This is a genomic window from Streptomyces sp. So13.3 (genome assembly GCF_005860785.2).
Classification (GTDB): Bacteria; Actinomycetota; Actinomycetes; order Streptomycetales; family Streptomycetaceae; genus Actinacidiphila; species Actinacidiphila fildesensis.
Map to the genome: position 1 here is coordinate 7761321 of NZ_CP048835.1, position 15266 is coordinate 7776586.

The 15266-nt window shown below is 67.8% G+C and carries 13 protein-coding genes; 5 read left to right on the top strand and 8 right to left on the bottom strand.

Features of this window, described 5'->3' with window-relative positions; genetic code table 11:
* Window positions 1–3: 3 nt before the first annotated feature.
* Both C8250_RS34735 and C8250_RS34740 read right to left on the bottom strand, forming a co-directional pair.
* Window positions 4–2298: a heavy metal translocating P-type ATPase gene (locus C8250_RS34735; protein ID WP_138357725.1), complete on the bottom strand. Its 2295-nt coding sequence runs from the start codon at window positions 2296–2298 to the stop codon at window positions 4–6.
* A gap of 40 nt (window positions 2299–2338) precedes the next feature.
* On the bottom strand, window positions 2339–2647 hold the full coding sequence (locus C8250_RS34740) for a heavy-metal-associated domain-containing protein (protein WP_331284115.1): 309 nt from the start codon (window positions 2645–2647) through the stop codon (window positions 2339–2341).
* Between the two features lie 233 nt (window positions 2648–2880).
* On the opposite strand from C8250_RS34740, the gene C8250_RS34745 reads away from it, so the two are divergent.
* Window positions 2881–3360: a M67 family metallopeptidase gene (locus tag C8250_RS34745; RefSeq protein WP_138357726.1), complete on the top strand. Its 480-nt coding sequence runs from the start codon at window positions 2881–2883 to the stop codon at window positions 3358–3360.
* Window positions 3361–3514: 154 nt separating this feature from the next.
* The gene (locus tag C8250_RS34750; protein ID WP_138357727.1) at window positions 3515–5113 is read left to right on the top strand and encodes an MDR family MFS transporter; all 1599 of its coding nucleotides are present in this window, start codon (window positions 3515–3517) and stop codon (window positions 5111–5113) included.
* Window positions 5114–5185: 72 nt separating this feature from the next.
* Here C8250_RS34750 and C8250_RS34755 read toward each other — a convergent pair whose 3' ends face one another.
* From C8250_RS34755 to C8250_RS34765, 3 genes are all read right to left on the bottom strand, one after another.
* Entirely contained in the window at window positions 5186–6130 is a 945-nt protein-coding gene (locus C8250_RS34755) for an NAD(P)/FAD-dependent oxidoreductase (protein ID WP_138357728.1), read from the bottom strand.
* A 69-nt stretch (window positions 6131–6199) separates the two neighbouring features.
* Window positions 6200–7444, bottom strand: coding sequence for a cytochrome P450 (locus tag C8250_RS34760; RefSeq protein WP_138357729.1), 1245 nt, complete (start codon window positions 7442–7444; stop codon window positions 6200–6202).
* Between the two features lie 50 nt (window positions 7445–7494).
* Entirely contained in the window at window positions 7495–8745 is a 1251-nt protein-coding gene (locus C8250_RS34765) for an NAD(P)/FAD-dependent oxidoreductase (RefSeq protein ID WP_138357730.1), read from the bottom strand.
* Between the two features lie 204 nt (window positions 8746–8949).
* Here C8250_RS34765 and C8250_RS34770 point away from each other — a divergent pair, with 204 nt between their 5' ends.
* From C8250_RS34770 to C8250_RS34780, 3 genes are all read left to right on the top strand, one after another.
* Entirely contained in the window at window positions 8950–9882 is a 933-nt protein-coding gene (locus tag C8250_RS34770; RefSeq protein ID WP_187145101.1) for a TIGR03619 family F420-dependent LLM class oxidoreductase, read from the top strand.
* Window positions 9883–9938: 56 nt separating this feature from the next.
* Window positions 9939–10820, top strand: a complete 882-nt coding sequence (locus C8250_RS34775) for a hypothetical protein (RefSeq protein ID WP_138357732.1) — start codon at window positions 9939–9941, stop codon at window positions 10818–10820.
* Window positions 10821–10961: 141 nt separating this feature from the next.
* Complete coding sequence (locus tag C8250_RS34780) at window positions 10962–11603, top strand: class I SAM-dependent methyltransferase (protein WP_138357733.1); 642 nt, start codon at window positions 10962–10964, stop codon at window positions 11601–11603.
* A 147-nt stretch (window positions 11604–11750) separates the two neighbouring features.
* Here the strand turns inward: C8250_RS34780 and C8250_RS34785 are convergent, their stop codons facing one another.
* Genes C8250_RS34785 through C8250_RS34795 form a run of 3 tightly spaced genes read right to left on the bottom strand, consistent with a single transcriptional unit; the run spans window position 11751 to window position 15264 of the window.
* On the bottom strand, window positions 11751–12752 hold the full coding sequence (locus C8250_RS34785) for a beta-ketoacyl-ACP synthase 3 (protein ID WP_138357734.1): 1002 nt from the start codon (window positions 12750–12752) through the stop codon (window positions 11751–11753).
* A complete protein-coding gene (locus C8250_RS34790; RefSeq protein ID WP_138357735.1) occupies window positions 12749–13504 on the bottom strand; it encodes a thioesterase domain-containing protein in 756 nt (251 codons plus the stop codon). The genes C8250_RS34785 and C8250_RS34790 overlap by 4 nt, the downstream gene beginning before the upstream one ends.
* Window positions 13501–15264, bottom strand: coding sequence for an AMP-binding protein (locus C8250_RS34795; protein ID WP_138357736.1), 1764 nt, complete (start codon window positions 15262–15264; stop codon window positions 13501–13503). Before C8250_RS34795 ends, C8250_RS34790 begins: the two co-directional genes overlap by 4 nt.
* Between the last annotated feature and the right edge of the window lie 2 nt (window positions 15265–15266).

The window sequence follows — 15266 nt, forward strand, 5'->3', positions numbered from 1 at the left end:
CGTTTAACCGGTCGTGCTGCGGCGGAGTTGTCCTGACACCCCCGGCGGCTGACTGCGGCGGTTCGCACGGAACCGCCGCAGACGCAGACTGTTTCCGACGACGAGCGCTGAGGAGAGCGCCATGGCAGCCGCGGCGATCAGCGGATTGAGGAAGCCCGTAGCGGCAAGCGGGAGGACGGCGAGGTTGTAGGCGAAGGCCCAGAGCAGGTTGCCCTTGATCGTGGTCAGGATGCGGCGGGACAGACCGATGGCGTCCGCGGCCGCTCGTAGGTCGCCGTGCAGCAGCGTCAGGTCGCCGACCTCAACAGCTGCGCTGCTGAAGGAGGTCATGACCAGACCGAGGTCAGCCTGCGCAAAGGCCTCGGAGTCCCCGATGCCGTCGCCGATCACGGCAACGCGATGGCCTCGTCCCTGCAGTCTCCTGATCACATCGACCTTGGCCTGCGGCGGTGCTTCTGCGATGACTTCATCGATACCCACGGCCGCTGCCACCGCTTCGGCAACACCTTGGCTGTCGCCCGTCAGCAGGATCGGAGCGAGCCCCAGGGCGCGCAGCCGGGCGATGGCCTCGGTGCTGTTAGGTTTGATCGTGTCGGCCATCACCACGATCGCGCGCGCCCGGCCACCCCACGCCACGGCCACGGCCGTGTGTCCTTCGGACTCGGCTGCGGCTTGGGCAAGCCTGAGTTTCAGGGGAAGATCCACCGCCCACGCGTGGAGCAGCTGCGGCCGGCCGATCACGATGGCCTGCCCTTCGACGATGCCCTGCACGCCCAGGCCGGGGACCTCCCCGAAGTCCTCGGGCGTCGGCAGAGTACCGATCCTCCGGGTGGCGGCTGCCGCCACTGCCCGGCCGATGGGATGGGGTGAGGCGCTTTCGACCGCCCCGGAGAGCCGGAGCAGCTGATTCTCGTCCTGGCCGATGGCGAGGTGAATCCTGATGACCGCCATCCGCCCGGTGGTGATGACGTCGGTCTTGTTCAGGACGACGGTGTCGATCGCCCGCGTGGCTTCGAGTATTTCTGGTCCATCGATGAGGATGCCCAGTTGGGCGCCACGACCTGTTCCCGCCAGCAGTGCGGTTGGAGCGGCCAGCCCCAGTGCGCAGGGGCCGGCCGCGATGAGCACGGTGATAGCAGCGGCGAGGGCGGTCTCCAGCTTGGCGCCCATGCCGAGTTGAAGGCCCAAGGTGACGATGGCCAGGACGAAGACGACCGGCACGAAGAGTGCGGAGGCTCTGTCGGAGAATCGCTGGACGGTGACTTTGCCGACTTGTGCCAATTCCATCAACCGTGCCGTCCGGGCCAGTTGCGTGTCGGCGCCGACACGCAGGGCCCGGATGACCAGGGGGCTTCCAGCGTTGACGGTTGCTCCTGCGACCGCGTCCCCCTCCGACACCTCGACGGGAGCGGATTCACCTGTCAGCAAGGAGGCATCCACCGCAGAATGACCCTCGACGACCTGCCCGTCTGTCGCGATCTTCTCGCTTGGCCTGACACGGAAGGTGTCCCCGACGACGAGATCCTCGACGCGGGCTCTCTCGGGCACGCCTCCGCGCAGCACAGTGACCTCGGTGGCGCCAAGTTCGCGGACCGTCCGTAGCGCTGTGCCGGCTCTGCGTTTGGAGCACGCTTCGAAGTACCGCGCGGACAGTACCAAGGTGATCACTGCGGCTGCGGCCTCAGGGCACGTGGCCCCGATGTCGCCGCTACGTGCGAGGGCCCGGGGAAACCCCTGAGGGAGGTCAGCGGCGCCCGCCGGGCCAGAACACAGTGTCCACAAGGACCAGGTGAACATGGCCGTGACGCCGACCGAAATGAGCGTGTCCATGGTGGCCGCACCATGACGCAGATTGGTCCACGCGGCTTTGTGGATCGGCCAGGCCGCGTAACTGACGACAGGCGTTGCCAGAATGAGCGACAGCCACTGGGACGACCCGAACTGCCAGCCAGGCGTCACTGCCAGAGCTGCCGCAAGGATCGTCAGCACCATCGAGGTGATCAGTCGCTTGCGCAAGGCGCGCAGCGGGCAGGGTGAGGCATGACCCGTGGAATCCCCGTCCGTTGACGCGCAGGTCGACGAAGCGGCGGAGTGTCCCACCGCCCCCACGGTGGCGATCAGGTCGGCGACGGAGACGTCACCATGGACGGTGATCTTCGCCCTCTCCGTCGCGTAACTGACGGCCGCGTCCACCCCGTTCATCCGGTTGAGCTTCTTCTCCACACGGGCGGCGCACGCGGCGCAGGCCAAGCCGCCAATCGTGAGTTCGACCGTGGAACTGGATACCGTCGCGTTCATGGCTGCTCCTCGGGCCGGGCGGCAGGCCGGGGATGCCGCGTCAGACCCGACCGATGAGCTCATAGCCCGCGTCGTCGACGACCTTGGCTATGAGAGTGTCGTCGGGAGCGCCGCCTGTGGTGACGGTGACATGTCCGGAGGCCACGTCGACCTCGACCGCCAGAACGTTGTTCACGGTGTGAATGGCCTTGGTGACCGAGGCTTTGCAGTGGTCGCAGGTCATCCCGGCGACGTGATAGACGGTCAGGTGGCTGTCGCCCGCGAGTGACTCGCCGTTTCCGCCGCTGGAGCAGTTGCCGTCGGGAGAGCAGCAGGACGACATGAGTTCCTCCTGGAGGTCAGCGTTCACCAATACCCAATGGGGGTATCGGTTGCGTCGCCAGGTATACCCCCTGCCCGTATCCGTTCACAAGAGGGCCGGTTGTTGTGCCCGCTGTCGGCGATCCGGCCACCCGGGGCGTCGGGCGCCGCGCGGTGTGCCTCTTCGGCGTGTCCGAACGGGGTCCAATGATGCGGCGGGTGGGCTGGCTCTTGGGCCAGGGATGCTCCCGCGGCCCGGACTCTGTTCCTATCCTGACCGGCATGCTGACCCTCGCGCAGGACGTCTACGACGCAATCGTCGCCCACTGTCGCACCGACCATCCCGATGAAGCCTGCGGAATCGTAGCCGGGCCGGCCGGCAGTGACCGCCCCGAGCGCTTCATTCCCATGGTGAACGCCGCACGCTCGCCCACGTTCTACGAATTCGACTCCGTTGATCTCCTGGGGCTGTACAGGGAGTTGGACGAGCGGGGTGAAGACCCCGTCATCATCTACCACTCGCACACTGCCACGGGTGCTTACCCCTCACGCACCGATGTCTCCTACGCGTCGGAGCCAGGAGCCCACTATGTCGTGGTCTCCACGGCCGAGTGCGGGAGCGGGGAGGGGCCGGTCGAGTTCCGGTCGTTCACCATCGTGGAGACGCGCATCACCGAGGAGGCTGTGCGGATCGTCGAGCCCCCACCGCCGTCCGAGACCCACCGTTGGCGCGAATTCATGCAGTGCAGCCGCGCGTTGTAGCCGCAGTCGTCGCCGGGTGCGGGCGAAGGGCGGCAGTTCTCGGGCTCCTGGCGATCCCGCTATCTACTATGCATGTGTAGTATTAAGGAGTTCGCTGATCCGACGGGCGCCGGACGTATGGGCGTCTCTCTCACGATTCCTCCGGGTGGTTGCCATGTCTGACAAAGCCCAAGCTCCCCCCGTAGCACCGGCATTGGAGCGCCGACGGACCAACCTGGCCATCGTCGGTCTGGCCATCGGCATGCTGCTGAGCACGCTGGACCAGACAATCGTCGCGACGGCTCTGCCGTCGGTGGCCACTGATCTGGGCAGCCTGGGATCGGTGACCTGGGTGGTCAGCGCCTATCTCCTCACCACGACGGCCTCGGCACCGCTCTACGGGAAGCTGAGTGACATCTACGGTCGGCGCCGAATGGTTCTCATTGCGTTGGGCATCTTCATCACGGCCTCCGCCCTCTGTGGACTGGCTCCCAACGTCGGGTCGCTGGTGACACTTCGTGTGATCCAGGGACTCGGCGGGGGAGGGCTGCTGACACTGGGCAGTGCGGCCATCGCCGGCCTGGTGCCGCTCCACGAGCGGGGCAAAGCCCTCAGCTACACCGGTACCGTCTTCGCCATCGGCAGCGTGGGAGGCCCCCTCCTGGGCGGGGTGTTCACCGACTACCTCAACTGGCGATGGGTGTTCTACATCAACATTCCGATCGGACTGATCGGGCTCCTGCTGATCATCCGGTACTTCACCGCCGAACACACTCCGGTCCGCGGGGCGATCGACTTCCTGGGATCTGCTCTGCTGGTCTCGGCAGTCACCTGCGTCATGCTGGTCACCGTCTGGGGCGGCAGGGACTACGCCTGGGGATCGGCCCAGATCGCCGGACTCCTGGTGATCGGCGCCGTGTTGATCGCGGTGTTCGTGTGGTGGGAGCACCGGGCCCCCAACCCCGTCCTGCCCCCGCACCTGTTTCGCGCGCCGGCCTTCCGATTCGCCGTCCCCGCCTCTCTGGTGCTGGGCATGCTGCTGCTCGGCGCGGTGGTGTTCCTGCCCCAGTTCTTCCAGGCGGTGCGCGGGATGAGCGCGGCCACCTCCGGCCTGGCCCTGACCCCGCTCATGCTCGGGGTGTGCATCACGATGACCCTGGTGGGCCGCCGTGTCACCGCTACCGGCCACTACCGGCCCTTCCCGATCATCGGCGCGTCGTTGACCCTGGTCGGCTTCGCGGCGCTGACCCAGCTTGACGGCTCCACACCGGACTGGCAGATGGCCGCGGAGATGTTCGTCCTGGGCGCCGGCATCGGATTCCAGATTCAGCTTCTGGTACTCGTCATGCAGAACTCCGCCGAACCCCAGGACCTCGGCGTGGCGTCCTCCACCGCCATGTTCTGCCGATCCATGGGAGGGGCGGTGGGAACCGCCCTGTTCAGTACGATCCTGGTGCGTCAGCTCTCCGACCGCTTGGCAACCTCTTCCGCCGGGGCCCTGGCTCCCGGCGCGTCGCCCGACCGCCTCGTCCGCCAGGCCATGACCTCCAGCTCGACCCTGTCGCCGGCGGTCCACTCCGCCTTCTCGCAGGCTTTCGCGGATTCCATCCACGTGGTCTTCGTCTGGGCCCTGCCACTGGCCGGTGTGCTACTGATCCTTACGATCCTGGCACCCTCGGTTCCGCTGTGGACGGTGGAATTCCTGCGCAAGTTCAAGGAGGACCACGAAGCCAAGCTCGCCCAGGCCCGGGAGCAGGCTCCGGCCGAGAGCTGATACAGCGCCACGTAGTGCAGGTCCGAACCCCCGCGGGTCCGGACCTGCACTACGTGGTTCGGGAGGGCCGCATCAGCGTCGCGCGATGGCGGCTTCCTTGAGGTGCTGCATCTCCGCCCCAAGGAACTCCTGATCCATGACCACCGCGCTCAAAGCGCCGGCGGACGCCGCGTGGACGATCTGCGTGGCCGCGAACGGCAACCCCTCGCGGCGGGCCAGATCCCCGGCAGCGAACACCCCCTGCACGGATGTCTGCTGAAAGTCATTGACCACCACGCTGCCGTCCTCGAAGAACGTGCAGCCCAGCATCTCGGGCAACCTGCTGCCCTGGCGGGTGAACGGCCGCAGGAACAGCGCGTCGCATTCCAGGGTGTCGCCGTCGTCGAAGACCACCGCGCGCAGGCGGCCTCCACGCTCGTCCAGCCGGTCGATCGGTTCCTCGTGCAGACCCATGCCCTGGGAGACCATCAGGCGCAGTAGTTCTTCGTCCTCGATGGGAGCTCCACCGGTACACAGAACGAGGTCCTCGCACAGCCGGAACATCTGCACGGCGAGGCGCAACGCACCGCTGTCGCCGCCCAGGACGGCGACGCGCCGCCCGCCCGCCTCGTATCCGTCGCAGTACGTGCAGTTGAACGCGCTCACCCCCCAGATTTCGGCCAGGCCCGGCACATCGGGCAATCGGTCGATCATTCCGGTGGCGAGCAGTAGCCGACGCCCTTGGGCCTCGCTGCCGTCCTGAAAACCGACGGTGAACGCGCCGGCTGTGCCCTCGGCTGCCAGGACCATGCTGTCGCGCAGCTCGACACCGTCGTATCCGGCGAGTTCCTTGCGTCCTGCGGTGCGCAGCTCATCGGGGGGCATGCCGTCGCGCGTGAGGAACCCGTGGCTGTTCGGGGCGCTCCGGTTCCGTCCGGCGCCGGCGTCGCACACCAGGGCGGTGCGACGGGAGCGCCCCAGGGTCAGCGCGGCACTGAGTCCAGCGGGACCGCCGCCGATGATGATTACGTCGTGCATAAAAGCCTCCACTCTTCCTACTACGCAACCGTAGTAGGAAGAGTGGAGGGTGGCAACCGTTCCCGCCCCTCAGCGGCCGGTCACCCGCAGGTCCAGGCGGATCAGGCGGCGTTGGATGAAGACCGGCAGCCACTCCTGCCGGTCGCTGACCGGCTCGAATTGCAGCTGACGGCGCGCCAGTTCCTCCAGGACCATGCGTCCTTGGGCCTTCACCAGGGCAGCCCCGACGCAGTAGTGCAGGCCGTGCCCCAGTGCCAGGTGCCGGATTCCCGGCCGGGTGATGTCGAAGTGATCGGGGTCCTGATAGACGTGCGGGTCCCGGTTGGCCGCTGCCACCAAGGTCAGTACGCGACTGTGTTCCGGGATGAGCCGTCCCGCGATCTCGATGGGTGCGGCGGCCCACCGACCGCCGCCGGCGGTGGCCAGCTGCAATGGGCTCTCGAAGCGCAGCACCTCGTTGGCGGCCTGCCCCGCCAGTTCTGGCGTGGAACGCAGCAGGTCGAACTGATCGGGATGCGCGAGCAGGGTGTTGAGGGCATTGGCGATGAGGCCGACCAGGGTGTCGTGCCCCGAGACGAAGATCAGGGCAGCCATTGCGTGGAGTTCGGCCTGGGTGATCACGCCCTCGGCCTCGGCGGCCAGAAGGGGCATGAGGAGCCCCTGGCCGCCGGAGACCCGGAGTCGTTCCGACAGAGCGCCGAAGTAGTGGTCGAATCCCAGATATGCCTCGGTGGCTCCCTCCACCGCTCCGGGCCTTGAAGGGATGTCGGCCGCCGGAACCATCGCCTGGGACCATGGCTTGAGCATCTCCAGATCCGCTGCCGGAACCCCCATGGTCTCGCCGATGATGCGCAGCGCGACGGGGTAGGCGAGATCGTCGACCACATCGAACTGGCGGCCCGGCTCCAGGTCGTCCAGCACCGCACAGGCCACCTCCCGGCCACGAGCCATAGCAGCGTCCAGTGCCACAGGGGTGAACGCGTGACGTACCAGCGCCCGTAGCCGGGTGTGGTCCGGCGGGTCGGCGAACAACATGGTGCGTTGCATCGGCAACAGAGCGGCCGGCACCACCGAAGCCAGGAGCGCGGCCACCGCCGGCGGCGGTTCGACCGTCAGACGGGGATCGGCCAGCACCGCGGTGGCATCAGCGTGCCGGGCCACGACATGGGCCTCCATGTAGTCCCAGTACACCGGGCCTCCCATGGACAGGATTCGCCGGTAGTGCGGATACGGGTCCTGGCGGAACTGATCGGAGTAGGGATGGAAATCCTCCAGGACCGGTGTTTCGGCGGTCCGTGGCATCGTCTCGAGCACGGGGTCTCCCTTCCAAGGAGGCGGGGTGATGAGGCCGAGCTGCTCATCGCTCAGCCAGTCGCGGCAGCCTGGCGTGTCAGAGTGCGCTCCCGGTCGCCGACGTCCTTGGAGCGTTCCACCAACCCGCCCATGTGCTCGTCGGAGAAGAACTCGATGACCGAGGTGGTGCCGGCGACCAGGCCCAGGAAGGCGTTCGCCTCGGCCTGGTCGTACGACAGGACGGTGAAGGCCTGACGCATCCGGTCGCTGAACTGCAGAGTCGCGGCCAGGCAGGTGAACTCGTAGAGCGCGGCGGTGGCCTGGTTACGGGTCTCCTCGTAGTTGGCCATCTCCTGATCCCACTCCCCGGTGCCGGTCAGTACCCGGTGCAGCGCGGTTGACAGCACGTCGGCGTCCCGGAAGGCGTCGGCGATTCCCTGTCCGGTGACCGGATCCTTGTGGAACCCGGCGTCCCCGGCCAGCGCCCAACCGGTGCCGTACGGGCGGCGGTAGAAGTTCGGCAGGTCCTTGGTACCGGTGAACTTCTCCATCTGCTGTCCGTGCTCGCGCATCTCCTTGCCCAGTTCAGGGCAGGTGTCCTCGATGATCTGGTGGTAGGTGCCCTCCACGTCGGCGCGGTAGCGGCCGAACTCCGCGTTCGGCAGTGCGCAGACGATCAGGCAGGCGTCGCCGTGCGTGGGCATGACCGCGACCTGCTGTTCATTGCCCAGGTAGACCTCGTAACCGCGCTTGAGCCCGGTCCAGTACGTGTAGTAGGCCACCGTGATCGACGGGCGCTCCTTGTAGACCTCGGCGTTCATCGTCCGGGCGACCAGGGACCGGTGCCCGTCCGCTCCGACGACGGCACGCGCCCGAAGCTCCTCTTCCTGTCCTCCGTGACTGCGGCCGCGAACACCCACCACGGTGCCGTCCTCGATGATCAGTTCGCGGACGGTGAAGCCCTCGCGGATCTCCGCCCCGGCCTCGCGGGCGGCGTCCACCAGCATGGCGTCCAGCACGATGCGCCGCGGGGCATAAGCCTCCGCGACACCGTCGTAGGCCGGCGCGCTGCCGCGGATCGGCAGGTCGCCGTACCACCAGACCGCCTCGGTGATGGGCGGGCAGCCGGTCGCGGCCAGTCGGTCGAGCAGACCCCATGACCGCAGCCGGGCCAGTCCGCTCTGGTGCATGAAGTGGGTGGACATGGTGTCTGAAGGGAACTCGGCCCGGTCCAGCACCAGTACCCGGTGCCCCTTCCGGGCGAGCAGCATGGCGGTGGGGGAGCCGGCACAGCGGGCTCCGACCACGATGACGTCGTACATGCAGCCTCCGGAGAACTCGCGGGTGGTAATCGTCCCCGTAAGCGAACCGGCACACCGGCCCGGGTGAAAGACCCGACCAGAGGCCCCGAACGGTCACCTTGGGGCGGGCCGGATCGGAGGCTGCGTTGGTGCTGCTCCGCTGAGGCTGGCTCACGTGACGGCGCCTCACCCATGGTGGCAGCTCTGTCTCTTACGGAGGAGTCCATGGATATCGGGATCTCACTGCCCACAGTGGGTCCGGCGGGCCGGCGCAAGTACGTGCTCCAGGTAGCGGAGGCAGCTGACCGACTCGGCTTCCACTCACTGTGGATCAGCAGTCACGTCGCCCTGCCCGCCGAGCGCCATTCCACCTGTCTCTACCCGCGAGCCACCACATCCGACGCTTACAACTGGGGTGTCGCCTGGCTCGACCCGATCGCCGTCATGGGAGTGGTCGCAGGCGCGACCGAGCGCATCCGCATCGGCACCCACGTCCTTGCCCTGCCCTATCGGAATCCCGTCATCCTCGCCGGGGAACTCGCGGCGCTGGACCAACTGTCGGAGGGGCGGATCGACCTGGGTGCGGGTATCGGGTGGATGGACGAGGAGTTCGCCGCAGTCGGCATCCCGCGCCGCGAGCGCGGAGCTCGTACCGACGAGGCCATTGCCGTGATGAGGACCCTGTGGTCCGCTGCCGACCCGGTGTCCTTCCACGGCCGCTTCAGCACCGTTGACGACATGTGGCTGACCAGCCGGCCGTATCGTCCCGGCGGGCCGCCCATCCACGTCGGTGGTAACTCCGACCCGGCCCTGCGGCGTGTCGGCCGGCTGGGGGACGGCTGGCTCGGCCATGAGGTCTACCCGGAGGAGATTCCCCCGGCTCGTGACCTGATCCACCGCCATGCGGAAGAGGCCGGACGGGACCCGGGCACCATCATGCTCTCCGCCCGGCGAGGGCTGATTCCGCCATTCCCCGTCATGAACTTCATGTCGGACCGGAACAACCTCAGCGGCACTCCCGCCGACCTCGCGGAGACCTTCGACGCCTATCGCGAGAACGGCATTTCGATGATGGTCCTCGACCTCAATCTGAGGCCCCAGGAGATCGTCGACACCCTGGAATGGCTGTCCAAGGACGTCCTTCCGCTGCTGTCCTGACCGCCGCCCGCCCGCTGGGAGCGCAGCGGGCGGCACCCACCACGGAAGGAATTCCGATGCTCCGTCCTGCCAGGCTCCGGCGCAGCCGCCGTGTCCGCCTCCTCAACATCCTGCCCGTCGTCCTGGTCCTGCTCGCCGCCGGCGCATTCATCTATGCCTCCAAGGCCCCGCAGACGCTGTTCTCCCCCAAACTCACCGCGATCAGCATCGACCAGGCCGTGGAGCAATACCGGCAGCATCCGACGGCGCTGCGGGAGGACCTCCACCTGCCGACCAAGATGCCCGTCGCTCCCAATGCCGCGCTGGCCGGCTTCACAGCACCCGCTCCGGGGGTGTACACCTACGCCACCCAGGGGCAGGACTGGGTCGAGTACAACGGGCAGAAGTACGTCCGTCCATTTCCCGCGGTCAGTCCGGCCACGGTGCTGCGCTCCAGCGGGTGTGGCTGGGAGCTCTACTTCCAGACGGGCAAGGAGTACACCGACGGACACCGCCAGTGCAGTGCGCCCGGTGAATTCCTGTGCATGGCGCATATCTCCGAGATCACCTTCGGATCGGTGCACCGAGCGATGACGCACGTGTGCAATCCCGGCATGGTCCAGGTAGGTGGCAAGGCCGTCGGCCCTGGTGGGCGCCAGTCCACCATCTGCTATGCGTCGGGCATGGACTCTTCCCGCATCGACATTCTGTTCAAGAACACAGAGACCGTCATGGTGGGCGGCAAGCCGGTCCAGGCCTACCACGTCGAGCTGGACAGCTCCGTCCAGGGCGAGTTGAACGGCACCGCGGTGGCCGACGTCTGGTTTGAGACACATACCGGCACCTATCTGAAAATGATCCGTAAGCAAGACACCAGCTCAAAGCTCCCTGACGGATCGAAGGTCAACTACAGGGTGCGCGTGACCTACGAACTCCAGTCGCTGACGCCTCGTATCTGACATCCTTGACGCCCAGGACCCGCGGACCGTCCCACGGACTGCGGGTCCTGAGGTATCGCTCCAAGCGGTATCGGGAAGTGAACGGGCAGTAGCCGTCGGCTTCCCGGCCGGGGGCAGGATGCGAACGCGGAGGTGGACGCCATGCCGGTGCCCGTCGACGGCGAAACAAGAACCAGCGGTCGGTTCACCGGGTTGTTCGAACGGTGCGGCTATGCCGTGGAACGCAGATGCGCCGGCCATGCCCGATCGGACTTGGTGAGCCCGCTGTTCGGGCGCGTTCTGGAATTGAGTGCGGGAAGCGGGGAGAATCTGGCCCACTACCAATGGGCCACTCACGTAGTCGCCGCGGAACCCTCCCGGGCACTGCGCGCGCGTCTGCAGAGTAATGTCTCCCGGTCGCGAGTCCCCGTTACAGTTGTGGACGCCACCGCTGATGATCTGCCTTTCCCTGATGCCAGTTTCGACGCCGTGGTGGCGATACTGACCTTGTGCAGCGTGAAGGACCAGGCCCGAGCGCTCTCCGAGATCCGCCGCGTCCTCACCCTGGACGGCACGCTGGTCTTTCTGGAACATGTGCGCTCCCGGAATCCCTGGGTGGCCGGTGCCCAGAGCGCAGTTACTCCTCTGGTGCGCCATATGGCAGCCGGCTGCCGCCTCAACCGCGATACCGTCACGGCCATTGGTGCGGCCGGCTTCGCCATCAGCATCCTCGACACGGTTCGCCCCAACACCTGGACGCCGTTGATGAGCACCTTCGTGCGAGGGCGCGCCTATGTGCCCTGATCGGTGATCCTGGGAAGTCGGTGACGAGTGGCTGGCCTCGCAGAGGGCCCGCGCCGGGCTTTTCGTAACAGGAACAGGCTGTTCAGCACGAGGTGGAGGGCAGGTCCCGCAGCGGACCTGCCCTCCACCACGCGCTGAACCACCAGCTCAGGGCAGCCGCACCACCTGGGCTGCGTGTGCCAGCCCGGCCCCGAATCCCAGAAGCAGAGCCAGGCCTCCCGCAGGAGCCTTTCCACTGGCCAGCAACTCCTCCATGGCCATGGGTATGGAGGCCGCCGATGTGTCACCCATTTCGACCAGATCCCGGGCGATGGCCACTCGGCGCGGGAGGTTCAGAGCCCGGGCGATGCCGTCCACGATCCTTTGGTTGGCCTGGTGGGGGATGAAGGCATCCAATTCCGAGGCCTTCACCTCGGCCAGGTCAAGAGCGGTCTGGGCGATCTGCGGGAGTTCCGACATCGCCCAGCGAAACACCTGGGTTCCGTCCATCCGCAGGTAGGGCCAGCTGTTGGTGGCCTGTGACCGCAGACTCACCCACGCTTCGCCGCGGCTGGCCAGACCGCGCTCGGACTCCTCGGGGCGCCAGCTGACTGGGCCTATGCCCAGCTGGCGGGACGGCCCCACGACCATGGCGCCGGCGCCGTCGCCGAACAGTGCCGCAGTGCTGCGGTCGCGTGGGTCGACGATGTCCAGCATCCGCTCGGTGCCGACCACCAGGACGCACCGTGCCTGCTCGGTGACGACGGCATTGCGGGCCAGCGCCAACGCCGAGGTGAAGCCCGCGCAGACGGCGGAGATGTCGGAGATGGTCGCTCGTCTGGTCGGCAGCCGCTGGGCCAGTTCGCTGGACACCGGTGGATGGCCACCGGGCCGGCTCATCGTGGTGACGATGATGTGATCCACTTCGCCCGGTCGGAAACCTGCGGAGGCCAGCGCCTTGGCCGACGCGGCATGCGCCATGGCTGCGAGTGATTCGCTGGGAGCCGCCCTCCGACGACTGCGGATCCCTGAGCGCAGAACGACCGCCCGGCCTGCGGCATCCAGCACCTGGCACAGTTCGTCGTTGTCCAGCACTCGGGCCGGACGGTAGGCGCCCACGCCCAGAATGGCGGCGTTCGGTGCCGTGACGGCCCGCGGAGCCCGCGTCACCGCCGGTCCCAAGGCGGTGTCTCGGCGTGCGCCAGGACATCCTGAACGAGACCGATGGGGTCGTCGTGCAGGAAGAAGTGGTCACCCGGCCGGGTGGCGAGGGAGAAGCCGCCCAGCGTGTGCAGTTGCCAGGCCTGCATGGCAGCAGGCCCTGCCTGGGGGTCATCCGCGCCGGCGTAGGCCAGTACGCGGCAGCTGAGCGGTGGTCCTGAGGTGAACCGGTAGGTCTCACAGGCGGCGAAGTCCGCACGCAGTCGCGGCTCGGTCGCCAGCCGGAGTTCCGGGCTGCGGAGCACCTCCGGGGGCGTGCCGCCGAGCGCCCCGACCTCCTGCCAGAAGGATCCGGACGCCAAGGTGTGCACCGGCGGTCGCTGCCGTGCCAGATGAGGAGCGGCGTGGGCGGCGACCACGAGCACTTGCGGGCCGCGCACGCCGCGTCGGTGGAGCTCGCGCACTGTCTCGAAGGCGACCAGGCTCCCCATGCTGTGCCCGAGGAAGATGGCACCAGGGCCGGGCCGCAGCCGGTCGGCGATCGCGGATGCCACCGCGGTGATGCTGCGGGCGCCGCCGGGAGCCGGGTCGGGATAACCGACCGCGTGCACCCGCACCTGCCCGGCCAGCGCGGTGTTCCATGGGAGGAACGTGGGGACACCGCCGCCCGCATGCGGGAAGCAGTACAGATCCGGTACGGGATGTACGGATGCGTCCTGTGCCTGGGCGGGCGGTAGCAGGCGGACCGTGGCGGCGGTCATCGCCCGGAGCCCGTCGTCTGCGCCCCGGTAGAGGCATTGCGTGCGGCCCGCCCCAGCACCGGCAGGGAGTTCGCCTGGTAGAGCTCCCGACACCGTCCGCGCTGTCGCTTGCCCGAGGTGGTCTTGGGCACGGTGGAGGCCGGACAGATCAGCACCTCGTGCGGAGGCACCGGCAGTTGACGGCGCAGATGATCCATCAGACGCCGCGCGAGGGCGTCGGCCTGGCCGGCCGGCACGCGGCCCTCGGCCACCAGGATCATCCTGTCGGTGGCGTGGTCGTAGAAGGCAGCGGTATTGCCCATCCGGATACCGTCCACGGATTCGGCCTCCGCTTCGAAGTCCTCGGGGTAGATGTTGCGGCCATTGAGAATGATCATGTCCTTGCGGCGGCCGCAGACCACGAGGCCCTGTTCGCCCATGTAGCCCAGGTCACCGGTACGCAGCCATCCGTCGACCAGGATCTCCTCGGTTCCCCGGGGGTCGTTCCAGTACCCGGAGGTGACGCACTGGCCTGAGATGTAGATCTCTCCGACGTGCCCGTCGGGGAGATCGGATCCGTCCTCGGCCCGTATGGCCAGCCGGGTGCCGGGTATCGGATGACCGCAGGCCACCAGCCGGCGGTTCCCGGGTGCGTCGGCCGGGACCGGGACTGCGCGGCCCTGGACCTCCAGCGCGTCGCGGTCCACCCAGGCCACGGCCAGAGGGGTATCGGTGGGCAGCATGGTCACGCAGAGCGTTGCTTCGGCCAGCCCGAACACGGGGCATGGCACTGTCGGCCGCATCCCGTAGCGTTCGGCAGCGGTGGTGAAGGCAGTGAGGCTCTCGACGTCGATAGGCTCGGCGCCGTTGACCGCCCATTTCAGGCAGGACAGATCGAGCTTGCGCTGGGTGTTCCGCAAGAGGCGCCCCGCGAGCGCGTAGGCGAAGTTCGGGGCGCCGATGAGCGAGACCCGGTAGCGCGAGATCGCACTGAGCCAGGACAGGGGGCTCGCGACGAAGTCCTCCGGCGATTGCACCACCACGTCGTTGCCCCGTGCCACGCAGCCGAGCAGTCCGATGATGCCCATGTCGTGGTTGAGCGGCAGCCAGGTCATGCCGACCTCATCGGGCCCCACACCGTAGCCGTGCCAGACCGCTGCCATGTTGGACAGCACGTTGTGGTGGCTGAGCATCACGGCGCGCGAGGACTTGGTCGTCCCCGAGGTGAACTGGAGCAGTGCGGTGGCCTGGGGATCCTGAGGCAGCGGCGGCGCGGATCCGGGTCCACCCGCGGCCAGATCACTCATGGCCGCGACGCGGCGCTCCGGCCGCGCCAGATCCCGGAAGAGCTCCGCATAGGCGTCGGCGACGCCCAGGACCCGGGCGTCCACCGCCTCGACGCGCCGGCCGATGTCCGCAAGGAAGCCGTCCAGCTCGCCTCGCCTGCGTGGCAGAGGTAGCAGTACCGGAATCGCCCCGGCGTACCAGACACCGAACAGCGTCCGCAGCAGCGGTTCATCGGTCCCTGACAGCAGACAGACCCGGTCGCCAGGTCGCACCCCGTCTGCCACCAGTCCGGCGGCGACGCGCTGAGCGCTGTCATGCAATTCGCGATATGTCAGGCGGCACTCGGTGAGATCGCCGTCGACCAGGAAGATGCCCTTGTCAGTGAGCGCGGCGCGGGTCAGAGTCGCGGGTACGGTAACGGACCCGAAGAACACAGCGGGCTCGATGGCGGAGGAAGTCGTCGCAGAAGAGATCGGCTCGACCTGGGTGACCATAG

Bases quoted from the DNA above. Each gene is read 5' to 3' on its own strand.
- C8250_RS34790 (WP_138357735.1), bottom strand. From the start codon at position 13,504: ATGACCGCCGCCACGGTCCGCCTGCTACCGCCCGCCCAGGCACAGGAC.
- C8250_RS34775 (WP_138357732.1), top strand. From the start codon at position 9,939: ATGCTCCGTCCTGCCAGGCTCCGGCGCAGCCGCCGTGTCCGCCTCCTC.
- C8250_RS34755 (WP_138357728.1), bottom strand. From the start codon at position 6,130: ATGCACGACGTAATCATCATCGGCGGCGGTCCCGCTGGACTCAGTGCC.
- C8250_RS34795 (WP_138357736.1), bottom strand. From the start codon at position 15,264: ATGGTCACCCAGGTCGAGCCGATCTCTTCTGCGACGACTTCCTCCGCC.
- C8250_RS34745 (WP_138357726.1), top strand. From the start codon at position 2,881: ATGCTGACCCTCGCGCAGGACGTCTACGACGCAATCGTCGCCCACTGT.
- C8250_RS34770 (WP_187145101.1), top strand. From the start codon at position 8,950: ATGGATATCGGGATCTCACTGCCCACAGTGGGTCCGGCGGGCCGGCGC.
- C8250_RS34750 (WP_138357727.1), top strand. From the start codon at position 3,515: ATGTCTGACAAAGCCCAAGCTCCCCCCGTAGCACCGGCATTGGAGCGC.
- C8250_RS34735 (WP_138357725.1), bottom strand. From the start codon at position 2,298: ATGAACGCGACGGTATCCAGTTCCACGGTCGAACTCACGATTGGCGGC.
- C8250_RS34780 (WP_138357733.1), top strand. From the start codon at position 10,962: ATGCCGGTGCCCGTCGACGGCGAAACAAGAACCAGCGGTCGGTTCACC.
- C8250_RS34765 (WP_138357730.1), bottom strand. From the start codon at position 8,745: ATGTACGACGTCATCGTGGTCGGAGCCCGCTGTGCCGGCTCCCCCACC.